The sequence below is a fragment of the Pseudomonas sp. MF5691 genome, from assembly GCF_016405645.1.
GTDB lineage: Bacteria > Pseudomonadota > Gammaproteobacteria > Pseudomonadales > Pseudomonadaceae > Aquipseudomonas > Aquipseudomonas shahriarae.
Genome location: NZ_JAEKDC010000003.1, coordinates 305986 through 323040, shown reverse-complemented (window position 1 = coordinate 323040; position 17055 = coordinate 305986). Strand labels below are relative to the sequence as shown.

General features: G+C 61.5%; 12 protein-coding genes. 11 read left to right on the top strand and 1 reads right to left on the bottom strand.

The genetic code is table 11. The annotated features are described in order from the left end of the window. The first annotated feature begins 6 nt into the window (after positions 1-6). Complete coding sequence (locus JFT44_RS06745; protein ID WP_170059436.1) at positions 7-813, top strand: thermonuclease family protein; 807 nt, start codon at positions 7-9, stop codon at positions 811-813. A gap of 182 nt (positions 814-995) precedes the next feature. Next, entirely contained in the window at positions 996-2264 is a 1269-nt protein-coding gene (locus JFT44_RS06740) for a malic enzyme-like NAD(P)-binding protein (RefSeq protein ID WP_057958076.1), read from the top strand. Between the two features lie 210 nt (positions 2265-2474). Here the strand turns inward: JFT44_RS06740 and JFT44_RS06735 are convergent, their stop codons facing one another. After that, positions 2475-4916 (bottom strand): penicillin-binding protein 1A, encoded by a 2442-nt coding sequence (locus JFT44_RS06735; RefSeq protein WP_370693729.1) that lies wholly within the window; start codon positions 4914-4916, stop codon positions 2475-2477. A 220-nt stretch (positions 4917-5136) separates the two neighbouring features. Between JFT44_RS06735 and pilM the strand changes: the two genes are divergently transcribed. From pilM to gltB, 9 genes are all read left to right on the top strand, one after another. Beyond that, complete coding sequence (pilM, locus tag JFT44_RS06730; protein WP_128593035.1) at positions 5137-5790, top strand: type IV pilus biogenesis protein PilM; 654 nt, start codon at positions 5137-5139, stop codon at positions 5788-5790. After that, a complete protein-coding gene (locus JFT44_RS06725; protein WP_169989265.1) occupies positions 5790-6341 on the top strand; it encodes a PilN domain-containing protein in 552 nt (183 codons plus the stop codon). The genes pilM and JFT44_RS06725 overlap by 1 nt, the downstream gene beginning before the upstream one ends. Beyond that, entirely contained in the window at positions 6338-6958 is a 621-nt protein-coding gene (locus tag JFT44_RS06720; protein WP_057958080.1) for a type 4a pilus biogenesis protein PilO, read from the top strand. Before JFT44_RS06725 ends, JFT44_RS06720 begins: the two co-directional genes overlap by 4 nt. Next, the gene (locus JFT44_RS06715; RefSeq protein WP_081044166.1) at positions 6955-7470 is read left to right on the top strand and encodes a pilus assembly protein PilP; all 516 of its coding nucleotides are present in this window, start codon (positions 6955-6957) and stop codon (positions 7468-7470) included. Before JFT44_RS06720 ends, JFT44_RS06715 begins: the two co-directional genes overlap by 4 nt. A gap of 69 nt (positions 7471-7539) precedes the next feature. Beyond that, the gene (locus JFT44_RS06710) at positions 7540-8871 is read left to right on the top strand and encodes a type IV pilus secretin PilQ (RefSeq protein WP_057958081.1); all 1332 of its coding nucleotides are present in this window, start codon (positions 7540-7542) and stop codon (positions 8869-8871) included. Between the two features lie 4 nt (positions 8872-8875). Continuing rightward, on the top strand, positions 8876-9394 hold the full coding sequence (gene aroK / locus JFT44_RS06705; protein WP_057437234.1) for a shikimate kinase AroK: 519 nt from the start codon (positions 8876-8878) through the stop codon (positions 9392-9394). Between the two features lie 147 nt (positions 9395-9541). Next, a complete protein-coding gene (aroB, locus tag JFT44_RS06700) occupies positions 9542-10642 on the top strand; it encodes a 3-dehydroquinate synthase (RefSeq protein ID WP_057958082.1) in 1101 nt (366 codons plus the stop codon). Positions 10643-10652: 10 nt separating this feature from the next. After that, a complete protein-coding gene (locus JFT44_RS06695; RefSeq protein ID WP_057958083.1) occupies positions 10653-12227 on the top strand; it encodes an SPOR domain-containing protein in 1575 nt (524 codons plus the stop codon). A 350-nt stretch (positions 12228-12577) separates the two neighbouring features. Further along, positions 12578-17023: a glutamate synthase large subunit gene (gene gltB, locus JFT44_RS06690; RefSeq protein WP_120731332.1), complete on the top strand. Its 4446-nt coding sequence runs from the start codon at positions 12578-12580 to the stop codon at positions 17021-17023. The last annotated feature ends 32 nt before the right edge of the window (positions 17024-17055 follow it).

Genomic DNA, 17055 nt, shown 5'->3' with positions numbered 1-17055 from the left:
AGCCTGATGGGCTTTTACCTGCTTATGAAGAAGGCGTCCCTTGCGGGCGCCTTTTTTGTGCCTGCGATCTGGCTGTCGGCCGCTCAGGCCGAGGTGTTTTGCCCTGCGCCTGCGGCGGTCAGCACCTTCGAGGTACAGCGCGTGGTGGATGGCGACACCGTCCGTCTCAAGGACGGGCGCAGTGTGCGCATGATCGGCGTCAATGCGCCTGAGACCGGCAAGAAAGGCCGCCCGGACGAGCCGTTCGCCGTGGCTGCGCGCCAACGCCTGCAAGGCTTGGTGGATGCCAGCGACGGTCGGGTCGGGGTCGTGCCAGGTCGCGAGGGCAAGGACCGTTATGGGCGAACCCTGGCCCATCTGTATGGGGCCAACGGCGCGAATCTGGAGGCCCAACTGCTCGCCGAGGGGCTCGGGTTCCTGGTGGCGGTGGCCCCCAATGTCGACCTGGTCGCCTGCCAGCAAGCTGCCGAGCGCAGTGCGCGCGCAGCCAGGTTGGGCCTGTGGCGTCAGTCGCCTGTGCAAAAAGCCGGGCAAATCCAGCAGTCGGGCTTCGCCGTAGTCAGCGGTCGCGTGAGCAAGGTCGAACGCAATCGCGGCGGGATCTGGATCGAACTGCAGGACTCCCTGGTATTACGGGTTGCACCCAATCTGGTCGGGCAATTCGACAATGCCCTGCTCAAGCGCCTGCAAGGCCAGGATATCGAGGCCCGTGGCTGGGTGTTGGATCGCTCCCGGCGTGGCGGCCTGAAAAGTGGCCAGGCGCGCTGGCTGCTCCCCTTGACCGATCCCGGCATGCTGCAATTGGCACAATAAGAAAAATTGTAGACATTTTTTCTGTCGATTGTGAACAGTTGTAGGCCTTGTATCCCGTGGCTCTTGGCCGAAAGTCGTAGGGCAGGGCCCTTGACACCGGTGACTACCCAGTCTTGTAGGGACTTTGCGAGGCGAGTATCCTCGGCGGTCCGTCGTCCAACAGTAAAAAGCGGAATGCCGATATGTCTGATTTGAAAACTGCCGCTCTCGAATATCATGCCCATCCTCGTCCAGGAAAGCTGAGTGTCGAGCTCACCAAAGCCACTGCTACCGCACGCGACCTGTCGCTGGCGTACAGCCCCGGTGTAGCCGAGCCCGTGCGTGAAATCGCCCGCGATCCTGAACTGGCCTACAAATACACCGGCAAGGGCAATCTGGTTGCAGTGATTTCTGATGGCACCGCGATTCTCGGCCTGGGTAACCTCGGCCCATTGGCTTCCAAGCCAGTGATGGAAGGCAAGGGCGTACTGTTCAAGCGCTTTGCCGGCATCGACGTATTCGACATCGAAGTCGACTCCGAAAGCCCGCAAGCCTTCATCGACACCGTCAAGCGCATCTCCATCACCTTTGGTGGCATCAACCTGGAAGACATCAAGGCACCTGAGTGCTTCGAGATCGAAAAGGCCCTGATCGAACAGTGCGACATCCCGGTATTCCACGATGACCAGCACGGCACCGCGATCGTTACTGCGGCCGGCATGATCAACGCCCTGGAAATCGCTGGCAAAACCCTGTCCGACGCGAAAATCGTCTGCCTTGGCGCTGGTGCAGCGGCTATCTCCTGCATGAAGCTGATCGTGAGCATGGGCGCGCGCCTTGAAAACATCTACATGGTCGACAGCAAGGGCGTGATCCAGTCCGAGCGTACCGACCTGAACCAGTACAAGGCGATGTTTGCCCACCCGTCCTCCAAGCGCACCCTGGCTGACGCACTGGATGGTGCTGACGTGTTCGTTGGCCTGTCCGGCCCGAACCTGCTGAGCGCTGAAGGCCTGAAGTCCATGGCGGCCAACCCGATCGTGTTCGCCTGCTCGAACCCTGATCCGGAAATCGCCCCGGAACTGGCACACGCCACCCGTAATGACGTGATCATGGCCACTGGCCGTTCGGACTACCCGAACCAGGTCAACAACGTACTGGGCTTCCCATTCATCTTCCGTGGCGCCCTGGACGTTCGCGCCAAGCGCATCAACGAAGAGATGAAAGTGGCTGCCGCCAACGCCCTGCGTGAACTGGCCAAGCTGCCAGTGCCCCAGGACGTATGCGACGCCTACGGTGGCGCCAAGCTGGAATTCGGCCGTGAGTACATCATTCCAAAACCAATGGATAAGCGCCTGATCACCGTGATCTCCGATGCCGTGGCCAAGGCCGCCATCGAGACAGGTGTGGCAACCCTGCCGTATCCGAAGAACTACCCGCTGCAAAGCGTGGATGATGTGTTCAACGGCTAAGCCGTTGTAGCGCACCAACAAAAAGCCCCGGCTCTTGCGAGTCGGGGCTTTTTTTGTGGCTGCAAAACGGGGGGAGTGTGCACCGTCCAATGTGGGAGCGGGCTTGCCCGCGAAAGCAGTGGGTCAGTCAACATCAATGTTTGCTGGGCCGACGTCTTCGCGGGCAAGCCCGCTCCCACACAAGCCCGCACACAGTTGAATCTGTGTTGATCAGAACAAGTCGATCGGCGCAGATTCATCCGCCGGCAACGGGCTGCCCGGTGCCACGCCATTGCCCAGTTCATTCATCGACGGCGGCGTGTCTTCGCTCTTGAACAGTTCAAAGTACGCATTCGGCGTGCCCGGTGCGGCGGCGCGGCCGCTGATCGGGTCGATGCGCAGGCTGAGGATGCCTTCCGGCTCGGCCTGGGTGTGGGCCGGCTTGTCCTTGAGGGCGCCGCCCATGTAGCTCATCCAGATCGGCAGGGCGACGGTGCCGCCGTATTCGCGGCGACCGAGGCTTTCTGGCTGGTCGTAGCCGGTCCAGACGGTGGTGATGTAGTCGGCGTTATAACCGGAGAACCAGGCGTCCTTGGATTCGTTGGTGGTACCGGTCTTGCCCGCAAGGTCCGTACGGCCCAGGGCCAGGGCGCGGCGGCCGGTGCCGCGCTTGATCACGTCCTGCAGCATGCTGGTGAGAATATAGGTGGTGCGGCCATCGACAATCCGCTCCGCCACCGCTGGTGCGGCTGGAGCCGGCGTGGCATCAGTGGGTGCAGCACCGGGTGTCGGTTCGATGGTGATACCGCCGTTGGCCGGTGCAGCCAGGCCATCGCTGGCGACGACGCCGTTGGGCACGCTCGGTGGGTTGGCGAGAAACAGTGTGTCGCCGTTGCGGCTTTCGATCTTGTCGATCAGGTACGGCGTGACTTTGTAGCCGCCGTTGGCAAATACACTCCAGCCGGTGGCGATCTCCATTGGCGTGAGGGTCGCGGTGCCCAGGGCCAGGGACAGGTTTGGCGGCAGGTCCTGCTTGTTGAAGCCGAAGCGGGTCATGTAGTCGATGGTCTTGCCCACGCCCATCGCCTGCAGCAAGCGGATCGACACCAGGTTGCGCGACTTGTACAGCGCCTCGCGCACGCGGATCGGACCGAGGAAGGTATTGGTATCGTTCTTCGGACGCCAGACCTTGTCCAGGTACTCGTCGACAAACACGATAGGCGCGTCGTTGACCAGGCTGGCGGCGGTATAGCCGTTATCCAGCGCGGCACTGTAGACAAACGGTTTGAAGCTGGAGCCCGGCTGGCGCTTGGCCTGGGTGGCGCGGTTGTAGTTGCTCTGCTCGAAGGCGAAGCCACCGACCAGGGCGCGGATCGCACCGTTCTGCGGGTCCAGGGAGACCAGGGCGCCCTGGGCGACCGGGACCTGGCTGAATTTCAGACTGTCGTCCTTCTGGCGCTGCACGCGGATCAGGTCGCCGACCTGGGCCACATCAGATGGCTGCTTGGGCATCGGCCCCATGCTGTTGGTGTTCAGGAAAGGGCGGGCCCACTTCATGCTGTCCCATGCCACATGTTCTTCGCCGCTGCGGGTCAGGACCTGCACGCCATCTTTTTTAACCTGGGTGACGATGGCCGGATCCAGGCCGCTGATGGAGCGCTGCTTGCCCAGTTCAACCGTCCAGGCGCTCAGGGTCTTGCCTGGCAGGCGCGATTCCGGCCCACGGTAGCCGTGGCGCTGGTCATAGGCGATCAGGCCCTCATGCACCGCGTGGTTGGCGATTTCCTGCAAATTGCTCGGAATGGTCGTGGTGACACGGAAACCTTCGGTGTAGGCATCGCTGCCATAGCGGCCGACCATTTCGGCGCGGGCCATTTCGGCGATATACGGCGCGCTGACCTCGGGCGTCGGCACGTGGTAGCTGGCATTCAACGGCTCGGCCACTGCGCTTTCATAGGCGCTCTGGTCGATCTTGCCCAGCTTGTACATGCGCCCCAGGATCCAGTCGCGGCGCTCCTTGCTGCGGGCCGGGTTGGCCAGCGGGTTAAAGCGTGACGGGGCCTTGGGCAGGCCGGCAATCATTGCCATTTGTGCCAGGCTGGCATCACGAATCGACTTGCCGTAGTACACCTGGGACGCCGCCTCGATCCCATAGGCCCGATTGCCCAGGTAGATCTTGTTGACGTACAGCTCAAGGATTTCGTCCTTGGTCAGTTGGCGTTCGATCTGCAGCGCCAGGAGGATTTCCGTGGCTTTGCGCGAGAAGCTGCGCTCGCTGGTGAGGAAGAAGTTCTTCGCCACCTGCATGGTGATGGTGCTGCCGCCCGATTGAATGTGTCCGCTTTTTACCAGCTGCGTGGCTGCACGCACCAGGCTGCTGGGGTCCACGCCATAGTGGTTGGCAAAATTATCGTCTTCGGCCGATAACAGGGCATTGATGAAATTGGGTGGAATGTCGGCGAAACGGATCGGGGTGCGGCGCATTTCGCCGAACTCCGCGATCAGTTTTTCATCGCTGCTGTAGACCCGCAAAGGAATCTGCAACTGGATACTTCTCAGGGCCTCTACCGAGGGCAATCCCGGACTAAGGTAGAGATAGGCGCCGCTGAACACGAGCAGCAGCCCGCAAACGATAGCGACGAAGGAGTACCCGAAAAACTTCAGCAGACGAATCAAGGCTTTTGGATTTCCAGAGAAAAGAATGGGTTAGGTGTCGGGATAGGCATGACTAAGGATGTATCGACCCGACCTGCAGATAAAAAGCGGGAAAAAACGCTGGGCATTAAAGCATTTTTCGCCTCGAGGCGTCATGGGCGCCGCTCAACCGAGCCGACCGAATGCATCAAGCCCGGAACTGACCAGCCCTGAGACAGGCAAAGCTTTAGGGAGTTTTATGAGAAAGGGATTTTTCAGGCAAAAAGCCGATACCGTGCTGGGTGTGGACATCCAGGACAGCGGCGTGAAGGTTCTGGAGCTGGCTCGCGCCGGCGATGGCTATGCAGTGCACGCGTATGCGAGCCAGCCTTTACCGGGGCATGCGGTGGTCGACGGTAATATCGTTGATCTGGAGGTTGTCGCGCAGACCCTTTCCAAGGCATTGTTCCGGGCGCGGACCCAGGTCGCCCATGCGGCGGTTGCCGTGGCGGGCCCTTCGGTGATCAGCCGGGTGGTTGCGCTGGAGGCGGGGCTTGAAGCAGGCGAGATGGAGCAGCGCCTGCGCTGCGAAGCTGACCAGTACATTCCTTATCCGTTGGATGAGGTTGCAATTGATTTTCAGGTCCAGGGCCCATCGAGTCGTGAACCCGGTTATGTTGATGTGCTGCTTGTGGCATGCCTCAAGGAGCAGGTAGAAGCGCGCGAAGCGGTGCTGGCCATGGCCGGCCTGGTTGCTCGAGTGGTTGATGTAGAGGCGTTTGCCCTGGCGCGGATGACCGATCAGGTGGTCGCCCGGATAGCGCCGGGGAGTGGGATCAATAGTGCACAATGGGCTGCCGATGCCCAGGGATTGCGGGTCGCCTGCGGTTTGGCCCTCAGGAGTTTCGATTGATGACAAGAATCAACCTTTTACCCTGGCGTGAAGAACGCGCTGAGCGCCGTCGCAAATTTTTCCTGATTTTCCTGTTGGCAATTACCACTATTGCCTTGGTCGCCGTCTGGCTGGCCGACCGGGTCATCGACCGCGCGATTGATCGGCAGGTGGCTCGTAACAACCACTTGAGCAAGCAAGTCACGGTATTGGATTCGCGTATCAAGACCATCGACGAACTGCGTGAGCAGCGTCAGCAACTGATGGAGCGGATGAAGGTGGTCGAAGACCTCCAGGGCCATCGCACATCGGGCCAGGAGTTGCTCGACCAGTTGGCCCGCGCCATGCCAGATGGGGTTCAACTGAGCGAGGTCAGCGTCAGTGGCACATCGGTGGAGGTCACTGGTACGGCGGTGTCCAGCGATGATGTCACCCGGCTGATGCGTAGCCTGGAAGCCTCCAATACCCTGCGCGCGCCTAATCTGCGCCATGTACGGGCCGAGGAGGGCGGTGCGGGCAGCGCCTTCCAGTTGATGGTGGACCATGGGGAGCATCAGGAGACGCCGCGGTGAGCCTTGGGTCCAGCCTGTCAGGGCTGGCACTCCCGCAACTCTCCACGCTGTACCGCAACACCGCCCACTGGCCTTTGGCTGGCCGGATTGTGGTGGGCGCGGTGCTTGCCTTGCTGGTGCTGATGGTCGGGAATGCTGTCTACCTGAGCAGCGCGCGCGAGGTCTTGCAGCGTCACGAGGTGGGAGAGATAAGCCTGCGCCAGCAGTTTGCTGCCAAAGCCCGGCAAGCCGCGCAGCATGACAGCGTGGTGCGCGAGCTTGAAACCCTGCGCACCGCCTTCACTGAACAGTTGCGCCAAATGCCGACGCTGAGGCAAATGCCCGGTCTGCTGGACGACTTCACTCGGCTGGGGCAGCTCAGCGGGGTACTGGTGGAGCAGCTCAGTGTGCTGGATGAACACGTGCAGCCGGTGTTCGTCGAGCGGCCGATGCAGCTCAAGCTGCTAGGCACCTATCACGACCTCCTGGCCTTCGTCAGTGGCGTGGCCGGGTTGCCGCAGATCGTTACCCTGCATGACTTTGTCATTCGCCCTGCGGATTCCGAGGGTGGGGCCTTGTTGAGCCTGACGATGCTCGCCAAGACCTACAGGTACAGCGAGCAGGGAGCATTGCCATGAGCCGTTTCAAGGTTGTGGGCCTGGGCCTGGTATTGCTTGCTGGATGCGACAGTGACCCGCAGTTGCAGGCGCTGAATGACGAGTTGCAAACGATTCGCCAGCAAGCGCTGCCTATGGCGGATGAGGTGCCCGTGGCGAGACCGGGGCTACGGTTTGTCTCCAGCTCGCCACCCCTGCGTGACCCCTTCCAGCCGCCGGACCAGCCCGCCAGTCGTCCTACCGGCAAGCCTGGAGCTGCGCCGAACCTCGACCGCCCCCGGCAGTTTCTCGAAGGGTTTGCCGTGGATCAGTTCCAGATGGTCGGCACCCTGTCGCTGGGCGCGCAGAGGTTTGCCCTGCTACGCGGCGCGGCGGGTGTTCATCGCCTGGCGGTGGGGGATTACCTGGGGACTGATCATGGGCGCGTGGTGGCGATCCATGAGGGGCAGTTGGAGCTGGTCGAGCTTTTCCCCGATGGTGAGGGCGCCTGGCTTGAGCGTCCGCGCACTTTGGTATTGAACGTGAACTCATAACGGAAGCAAAAAATGAAAAGGATTATTTCGTCCTTCGGTGTGGCGCTATGGATAGCGTTCACAGCACCGATGACTGAGGCTGTGCCCAAGCGAATCGACCTGATTCAATTGCCTCCTCCCGGTAGTTCGCCCTTGAACACAGCGCGTGGCCCATTTACCGGCAACAGGCTGTCCCTCAACTTTCAGGACATTGAGGTGCGCGCCGTCTTGCAGCAGATTGCCGATGTGGCCGGGCTCAACCTGGTGGCCGGTGATGATGTGCAAGGCTCGATAACCCTGCGCCTCAAGGATGTGCCGTGGGACCAGGCCCTGGACCTGGTGTTGCAGGCCAAGGGCCTGGACCGGCGGGTGACCGCCAACGTGCTGCTGGTGGCCCCGGCCGAGGAACTGGCCGCACGGGAGTTGCTGGCCCTGGAGTCGCGCAAGTTGATGACCGAGCTGACGCCACTGCGTCGGGAGCTGCTGCAAGTCAATTACGCCAAGGCGTCTGAGCTGGCCAAGCTGTTCCAGTCGGTGACCGGGCTGGAGGGGGCGACCGATGAGCGCGGTTCGGTGACGGTGGATGACCGCACCAACAACATCATCGCCTACCAGACGGGCGAGCGCCTGGAGGAGCTGCGGCGCATCGTCAGTCAGTTGGATGTGCCGGTACGCCAGGTGATGATCGAGGCGCGGATAGTCGAGGCCAATGTCGACTATGACAAAAGCGTGGGGGTGCGCTGGGGCGGGTTGCTGCGCAGTAAAGGTAATTGGAGTGGGGGCGGGGTCGATAAAAAACCGTCCGGTGAGGGCGAGTCGCCCGATAGCTCACCGTTCGTTGACCTGGGCGTGGTCAGCCCGAGCTCCGGCCTGGGCATCGCCTTTATCACCGATAACGTGCTGCTGGACCTGGAACTCACGGCCATGGAAAAAGGCGGCAATGGCGAAGTGATCTCCCAGCCCAAGGTGGTCACCTCCAACAAGGAAACTGCGCGGATTCTCAAGGGCACCGAGATTCCTTACCAGGAAGCCACGTCCGAGGGGGCGACCTCGGTCTCGTTCAAGGAAGCCTCGCTGTCCCTGGAGGTGACGCCGCAAATCACCCCCGATGACCAGGTGATCATGGAGGTTCGGGTGACCAAGGATGAGCCCGACTACCTGAACAAACTCAACGATGTGCCGCCGATCAAGAAGAACGAGGTCAACGCCAAGGTTCTGGTCAGGGACGGCGAGACCATCGTCCTCGGTGGGGTTTTCTCCAAAAACCAAAGCAAGGTGGTAGATAAAGTGCCATTTTTGGGCGATGTGCCGTATCTTGGCCGCCTTTTCCGGCGTGATGTGGTTGCCCAAAGAAAATCCGAGCTGCTGGTATTCCTGACTCCGCGTATTATGAATAACCAGGCGATTGCTGTGAGTCGTTGATTCTGTGCGAAATTTGATTCTTGTAGGGCCGATGGGGGCTGGAAAAAGCACCATCGGCCGTTTGCTGGCCAAAGAGCTGCGCCTGCCATTCAAAGACTCCGATAAGGAAATTGAATTGCGCACGGGCGCCAATATCCCGTGGATCTTCGATAAGGAAGGCGAGCTGGGCTTTCGTGATCGCGAGCAGGCAATGATTGCCGAGCTGTGCGGCTGCGATGGCGTGGTATTGGCCACCGGCGGCGGCGCCGTGATGCGCGAGGAAAATCGGCGGGCGCTGCATGCTGGCGGTCGGGTGATCTATTTGCATGCGTCGGTCGAGCAGCAGGTCGGGCGCACCGCACGTGACCGCAACCGGCCATTACTGCGCACCGCCAACCCCGAGAAAACCCTGCGGGACTTGCTGGCGCTGCGCGATCCGCTTTATCGGGAAATCGCCGATCTGGTGGTGGAAACCGATGAACGGCCACCGCGCATGGTCGTAATCGACATTCTCGAGCGCCTGCAGCAACTGCCGCCCCGTTAAAGCCAGGGCCGAAATGCGCTATCCTCGGCAGCGCGTTACAGCCGTCCGAGGTGTGGCGTAGAGCCATCAGGCAGCGTCCGATCTCGACGGTGCCGACAACGTTAATACAGGGCAGGATGCCTGCTTCCATCTTCAGCGCGGGGACACATGCAGACACTTAAGGTCGATCTTGGCGAGCGTAGCTACCCGATCCATATTGGCGAGGGTTTGTTGGACCAGCCCGAGTTGCTCGCGCCGCACATTGCCGGGCGACAAGTGGCGATCATCTCCAACGAGACCGTGGCGCCGCTCTACCTTGAGCGCCTGAGTCGCAGCCTTGCGGCGTATTCGGTGATCTCGGTGATTCTTCCCGACGGCGAAGCCTTCAAGAACTGGGAAACCCTGCAGCTGATTTTTGACGGCCTGCTCACCGCGCGCCACGACCGGCGGACCACGGTAGTGGCCCTTGGTGGCGGCGTGATCGGCGACATGGCCGGTTTTGCGGCGGCCTGTTACCAGCGTGGTGTGGACTTTATCCAGGTGCCGACCACCCTGCTGTCCCAGGTCGATTCGTCGGTGGGCGGCAAGACCGGGATCAACCATCCCCTGGGCAAAAACATGGTTGGCGCGTTCTACCAGCCCAATGCTGTGTTGATCGACACCGCTACCCTCAACACCTTGCCGCCCCGCGAGCTGTCGGCGGGCCTGGCGGAAGTCATCAAGTACGGGTTGATCTGCGACGAGCCGTTCCTGACCTGGCTTGAAGAGCACGTCGATGCCTTGCGCAACCTGGATCAGGTGGCGCTGACCGAAGCTATCTCCCGCTCCTGCGCGGCCAAGGCGCTGGTGGTCAATGCCGACGAACGTGAGTCTGGTGTGCGTGCCACCTTGAACCTGGGCCACACCTTCGGCCATGCGATTGAAACTCACATGGGCTATGGTGTCTGGTTGCATGGAGAGGCCGTAGCGGCTGGCACAGTGATGGCGTTGGAGATGTCGCAACGCCTGGGCTGGATCAGTGTCCAAGAGCGTGATCGCGGTATCCGCCTGTTCCAGCGCGCCGGGTTGCCGGTCATCCCCCCTGAGGAGATGACCGAGGCTGATTTCCTTGAACATATGGCGATAGACAAAAAAGTGATCGATGGTCGTTTGCGTCTGGTGCTGTTGCGCCGAATGGGCGAAGCGGTAGTGACCGACGATTATCCGAAAGAGATTCTACAGGCCACGCTGGGAGCGGATTACCGCGCCCTGGCCCAGCTGAAAGGTTAACCAGATCCCGATGACTAGTTTGCATGCCGACGAGGCTTTCCTCGGCCATTACCAGTTGAGCCACGACCCTTTTGCGCCACGGGTTCCCGGTTTCAAGTTTTTCCCTGCGCAGCGCAAGCCGGTGCTGGGGCAGTTGCATCACCTGGCGCGCTACAGCCAGTTGCTGCTGGTGGTCACTGGCCCCCTGGGCAGCGGCAAGACTTTGCTGCGCCAGGCCCTGGTGGCCAGCACTAACAAGCAATCGGTGCAGAGCGTGGTGGTTTCCGCCCGTGGTGCCGGCGATGCGGCAGGCGTGTTGCGCCAGGTTGCCCAGGCGCTGGACGTGGCGAATGCCGAGCCCACCGCCATTCTCAAGCAAGTGGTGCAGTTGGGCCTGACCGGCCAGGAAGTCTACCTGCTGGTGGACGATGCCGAGCAGCTCGACGAGTCCGCTCTGGAAGCGTTGCTGGCCCTGGCGGCGGGTACGCCGGAAGGTCGTCCCCATGTCTTCCTGTTCGGTGAGGCGTCGCTGATTGCCGATCTGGAGCAGCTCAGTGGCGAGCAAGAGCTGTTTCACGTCATCGAATTGCAGCCCTACGAAGAAGAAGAAACCCGCGAGTACCTGGCCCAGCGCCTTGAAGGTGCCGGCCAGGGCATCGAACTTTTCTCTGCCCAGCAGATCTCTGATATTCACGAAAGCTCCGACGGCTGGCCTGGCACCATCAACCAGGTTGCCCGCGATGCAATGATCGAAGCCATGATTGCCAGCCGCTCTGCGGTTAAGCGTCCAAAGATGGGGTTCACCATGCCGAAGAAACACGTACTGGCGATTTCTGCCGTTGTCGTGGTTGCCGTAGCCGCCGCCTGGTTGATTCCTGGCCGCAGCAAGGCACCGACCGCACCAGGCGCGCCTACCGAGCAGGCACAACTGCCACTGGGCAAGCCCACCACCAATGGCGCACCTGCCGTTGAGTTTGCCGGTTCCGGCCAGCCTACCAACCTGCCGATGGTTGGCCAGCCGGTCATGCGTGGCCCGTTGGCAGAAGAGGCCGGCGCCATCTCCGAAGGCGACGACGGTGTGCCGGTAGAAGGCTCCAGCGCCACGCCGCCGACCGTTACCACCGTAGCTCCGCCACCTGGTGAAACAGCCAGCCCGGCACCTGTGCCGGCGGCCAAGCCAACGCCTGCGCCGACCCAGGTTGCCACCGCCAAGCCAGCCCCGGCGCCAGTGGTCAAGCCGACGCCAGCCCCGGTGGCCAAGCCCGCGCCAGCCGCCAAGCCTGCTGAAAAACCGGTGACCGTGGCCAAGGCTGCTGCCGGCAGCGGCTGGTACGGCAGCCAACCGGCCAAGAACTATGTGGTGCAGATCCTCGGCACCAGCTCCGAAGGCAACGCCCAGGCGTTCGTCAAAGAGCACGGCGGCGAGTACCGTTACTTCAAGAAAGTGCTCAACGGCAAGCCTCTCTACGTGATCACCTACGGCAGTTTCCCGAGCCGTGCGGCTGCCGATTCCGCTATCAAAGCCTTGCCAGCGAAGGTCCAGGCTGGTAAACCTTGGCCTCGCACTGTTGCCAGCGTTCAACAAGAACTCGCAACAACTCGCTGAAGAACCGGCGACCTTACCCAGGTCGCCCTCCCAGCACCTCAAAAAAACTACAACAGCGTGCAGCCCTGAAGGCCGCGCGCTTTGTGGTGTCTGCGCCACAGTGGCTTTTGAGTAGTAGCAGTCAGAATTAAAAAAGTTTTGACTAGCACAGCATATCGCTTTAAACCTTTCATAAATGCGACATAGATTTGCGACAGTTCGTCGCCAAATTTGTGGGCGTCTGTGTCGGTGTGTACAATGACCTCCCTTTTGCCCCCGCTAAGCCGGCGTACGTTCGGCGTGGAAGGTAACCGGTTGAATTGAAAAGAAATTTGCCTCGAAATAAGAGGCAGCCTGGTGAGAAAGTGTCTATGAAAGCAGGTCTGTACCAACCCGACGAATTCAAGGATAACTGTGGTTTCGGCCTGATAGCCCATATGCAGGGCGAACCCAGTCATACCCTTCTGCAAACGGCCATCGAGGCCCTGACCTGCATGACCCACCGCGGTGGGATCAACGCCGACGGCAAAACCGGTGACGGTTGTGGCTTGCTGATTCAAAAGCCCGACCTGTTCCTGCGCGCTGTCGCCAAGGAAACCTTCGGCGCCGATTTGCCCAAGCAATACGCGGTGGGCATGGTGTTCTTCAACCAGGACCCGGTCAAAGCCGAGGCCGCTCGCGAGAACATGAACCGCGAGATCCTCGCTGCCGGCCTGCAACTCGTTGGCTGGCGCAAAGTGCCGATCGACACCAGCGTGCTCGGCCGCCTGGCCCACGAGCGCCTGCCGCAGATCGAACAAGTGTTTATCGCAGGCGACGGCCTGAGCGACCAGGACATGGCGATCAAGCTGTTCACCTCGCGTCGCCGTTCGTCCGTGGCCAACGCCCTGGACACCGACCACTACATCTGCAGCTTTTCCCACAAGACCATCATTTATAAAGGCCTGATGATGCCGGCGGACTTGACCGCCTTCTATCCGGACCTGAGCGATGAGCGCCTGCAAACCGCGATCTGCGTGTTCCACCAGCGCTTCTCCACCAATACCCTGCCGAAATGGCCGCTGGCCCAGCCATTCCGCTTCCTCGCCCACAACGGCGAGATCAACACCATCACCGGCAACCGCAACTGGGCCGTGGCCCGTCGCACCAAGTTCGCCAACGACCTGATGGACCTCGAAGAGCTCGGCCCACTGGTCAACCGTGTGGGTTCCGACTCCTCGAGCATGGACAACATGCTCGAACTGATGGTCACCGGCGGCATCGACCTGTTCCGTGGCGTGCGCATGATCATTCCGCCTGCGTGGCAGAACGTCGAGACCATGGACCCCGATCTGCGGGCGTTCTATGAGTACAACTCGATGCACATGGAACCGTGGGACGGCCCGGCCGGGGTGGTCATGACCGATGGTCGCTACGCGGTGTGCCTGCTCGACCGTAACGGCCTGCGCCCGGCGCGTTGGGTGACCACCACCAACGGCTTCATCACCTTGGCTTCGGAAGTTGGCGTGTGGAACTACCAGCCTGAAGACGTGATTGCCAAAGGCCGCGTCGGCCCTGGTCAGATCCTTGCCGTGGACACCGAAACCGGGCAGATCCTCGACACCGATGCCATCGACAACCGCTTGAAGTCGCGTCACCCGTACAAGCAATGGCTGCGCAAGAACGCCCTGCGCATCCAGGCGACCATGGAAGACAACGACCACGGTTCGGCGTTCTATGACGTCGACCAGCTCAAGCAGTACATGAAGATGTACCAGGTCACGTTCGAGGAGCGCGACCAGGTGCTGCGCCCACTCGGCGAGCAAGGCTACGAGGCGGTCGGCTCCATGGGCGACGATACGCCGATGGCCGTGCTGTCCCAGCGCGTGCGCACGCCGTATGACTATTTCCGCCAGCAGTTCGCCCAGGTCACCAACCCGCCGATCGACCCGCTGCGTGAAGCCATCGTCATGTCCCTGGAAGTGTGCCTCGGTGCCGAGCGCAATATCTTCCAGGAATCGCCAGAGCACGCTTCGCGCGTGATCCTCAGCTCGCCGGTGATTTCCCCGGCCAAGTGGCGTTCGCTGATGACCCTGGAGCGTCCAGGCTTCGACCGGCAGATCATCGACCTGAACTACGACGAGAGCCTCGGCCTGGAAGCCGCTGTGCGCAACGTCGCCGATCAGGCTGAAGAAGCCGTGCGCGCCGGTCGTACCCAGATCGTGCTGACCGACCGCCATATCGCCCCAGGCAAGCTGCCGATCCACGCTTCCCTGGCTACCGGCGCGGTGCACCATCGCCTGACCGAAAAAGGCCTGCGTTGCGACTCCAACATCCTCGTCGAAACCGCCACCGCCCGCGACCCGCACCACTTTGCGGTGCTGATCGGCTTTGGCGCCTCGGCCGTTTACCCGTTCCTCGCGTACGAAGTGCTGGGCGACCTGATCCGTACCGGTGAAGTGTTGGGTGACCTCTACGAGGTATTCAAGAACTACCGTAAAGGCATCACCAAGGGCTTGCTGAAGATCCTGTCGAAGATGGGCATCTCCACCGTCACCTCTTACCGTGGCGCGCAGTTGTTCGAGGCCATCGGCCTGTCGGAAGAAGTCTGCGAACTGAGTTTCCGTGGCGTGCCAAGCCGCATCAAGGGCGCGCGTTTCGTCGATATCGAAGCCGAACAGAAAGCCCTGGCCTTGGAGGCCTGGAGCGCGCGCAAGCCGATCCAGCAAGGTGGCCTGCTCAAGTTCGTGCACGGTGGCGAATACCACGCCTACAACCCGGACGTGGTCAGCACCCTGCAAGCCGCTGTGCAGCAGGGCGACTACGCCAAGTTCAAGGAATACACCGCGCTGGTGGATAACCGCCCGGTGTCGATGATCCGCGACCTGTTCCAGGTGAAAACCCTGGACACGCCGTTGGCTATCAGCGAAATCGAACCACTGGAGTCGATCCTCAAGCGTTTCGACTCTGCCGGTATCTCCCTGGGCGCCTTGTCTCCCGAGGCCCACGAAGCCCTGGCCGAAGCCATGAACCGCCTGGGTGCGCGTTCCAACTCCGGCGAAGGTGGCGAAGACCCGGCGCGCTACGGCACCATCAAGAGTTCGAAAATCAAGCAGGTCGCCACTGGCCGTTTCGGCGTAACCCCGGAATACCTGGTCAACGCCGAAGTGCTGCAGATCAAAGTCGCCCAGGGCGCCAAGCCCGGTGAGGGCGGCCAGCTGCCAGGCGGCAAGGTCAACGGTCTGATCGCCAAGCTGCGTTATGCAGTGCCGGGCGTGACCCTGATTTCGCCGCCGCCGCACCACGACATCTACTCGATTGAAGACTTGTCGCAGCTGATTTTCGACCTCAAGCAAGTCAACCCGCAGGCCCTGGTCTCGGTGAAACTGGTCGCGGAAGCCGGCGTCGGCACCATCGCCGCTGGCGTGGCCAAGGCCTATGCCGACCTGATCACCATCTCCGGCTATGACGGCGGCACCGGCGCTTCGCCGCTGACCTCGATCAAGTACGCCGGCGCACCGTGGGAGCTGGGCCTGGCCGAGACTCACCAGACCCTGCGCGGCAACGACCTGCGCGGCAAGGTCCGGGTGCAGACCGACGGCGGCCTGAAAACCGGCCTCGACGTGATCAAGGCCGCGATCCTCGGCGCTGAAAGCTTCGGCTTCGGTACCGCACCGATGATCGCCCTGGGCTGCAAATACCTGCGCATCTGCCACCTGAACAACTGCGCGACCGGCGTGGCCACGCAGAACGAGAAGCTGCGCAAGGATCACTACATCGGCACCGTCGACATGGTGGTGAACTTCTTCACCTACGTCGCCGAAGAAACCCGTGAATGGCTGGCCAAGCTCGGCGTGCGCTCCCTGGAAGAGCTGATCGGGCGTACCGATCTGCTGGACATCCTCGAAGGCCAGACCGCCAAGCAACAGCACCTGGACCTGACGCCGCTGTTGGGCAGCGATCACATCCCGGCAGACAAGCCACAATTCTGCCAGGTGGATCGCAACCCGCCGTTCGACAAAGGCCTGTTGGCCGAGAAAATGGTCGACATGGCCGGCTCCTCGATCAATGACGCCAGCGGTGGCGAGTTCGCCCTGGATATCTGCAACTGCGACCGTTCCATCGGCGCGCGGATCTCCGGCGAAATCGCCCGCAAACACGGCAACCAGGGCATGGCCAAGGCGCCGATCACTTTCCGCTTCAAGGGCACTGCGGGCCAGAGCTTTGGCGTGTGGAACGCCGGCGGCCTGCACATGTACCTCCAAGGCGACGCCAACGACTACGTGGGCAAGGGCATGACCGGCGGCAAGCTGGTGATCGTTCCGCCAGCGGGTAGCATTTACAAGACCCAGGACAGTGCCATCATCGGCAACACCTGCTTGTACGGCGCTACCGGTGGCAAGCTGTTCGCTGCCGGTACGGCCGGCGAGCGTTTCGCCGTGCGTAACTCCGGTGCCCACACCGTGGTCGAAGGCACTGGCGATCACTGCTGCGAGTACATGACCGGTGGTTTCGTCTGCGTCTTGGGCAAGACCGGTTACAACTTCGGTTCGGGCATGACTGGCGGTTTCGCCTACGTGCTGGACCAGGACAACACCTTCGTCGACAAGGTCAACCACGAGTTGGTCGAGATCCAGCGGATCAGCGGCGAGGCCATGGAGTCCTACCGGAACCACTTGCAGCACGTGCTGGACGAGTACGTCGAGGAAACCGGCAGCGAATGGGGTCGTAACCTCGCCGAGAACCTCGATGATTACCTGCGTCGTTTCTGGCTGGTCAAGCCCAAGGCTGCCAACCTGAAATCGTTGCTTTCCAGCATCCGTGCCAACCCGCAGTGATATGCGCCTGAAGAGTTTGATGAGGTTTTAAC

Bases quoted from the DNA above. Each gene is read 5' to 3' on its own strand.
- JFT44_RS06725 (WP_169989265.1), top strand. From the start codon at position 5,790: ATGACAAGAATCAACCTTTTACCCTGGCGTGAAGAACGCGCTGAGCGC.
- aroB (WP_057958082.1), top strand. From the start codon at position 9,542: ATGCAGACACTTAAGGTCGATCTTGGCGAGCGTAGCTACCCGATCCAT.
- gltB (WP_120731332.1), top strand. From the start codon at position 12,578: ATGAAAGCAGGTCTGTACCAACCCGACGAATTCAAGGATAACTGTGGT.
- JFT44_RS06710 (WP_057958081.1), top strand. From the start codon at position 7,540: ATGACTGAGGCTGTGCCCAAGCGAATCGACCTGATTCAATTGCCTCCT.
- JFT44_RS06740 (WP_057958076.1), top strand. From the start codon at position 996: ATGTCTGATTTGAAAACTGCCGCTCTCGAATATCATGCCCATCCTCGT.
- JFT44_RS06695 (WP_057958083.1), top strand. From the start codon at position 10,653: ATGACTAGTTTGCATGCCGACGAGGCTTTCCTCGGCCATTACCAGTTG.
- JFT44_RS06715 (WP_081044166.1), top strand. From the start codon at position 6,955: ATGAGCCGTTTCAAGGTTGTGGGCCTGGGCCTGGTATTGCTTGCTGGA.
- JFT44_RS06745 (WP_170059436.1), top strand. From the start codon at position 7: ATGGGCTTTTACCTGCTTATGAAGAAGGCGTCCCTTGCGGGCGCCTTT.
- pilM (WP_128593035.1), top strand. From the start codon at position 5,137: ATGAGAAAGGGATTTTTCAGGCAAAAAGCCGATACCGTGCTGGGTGTG.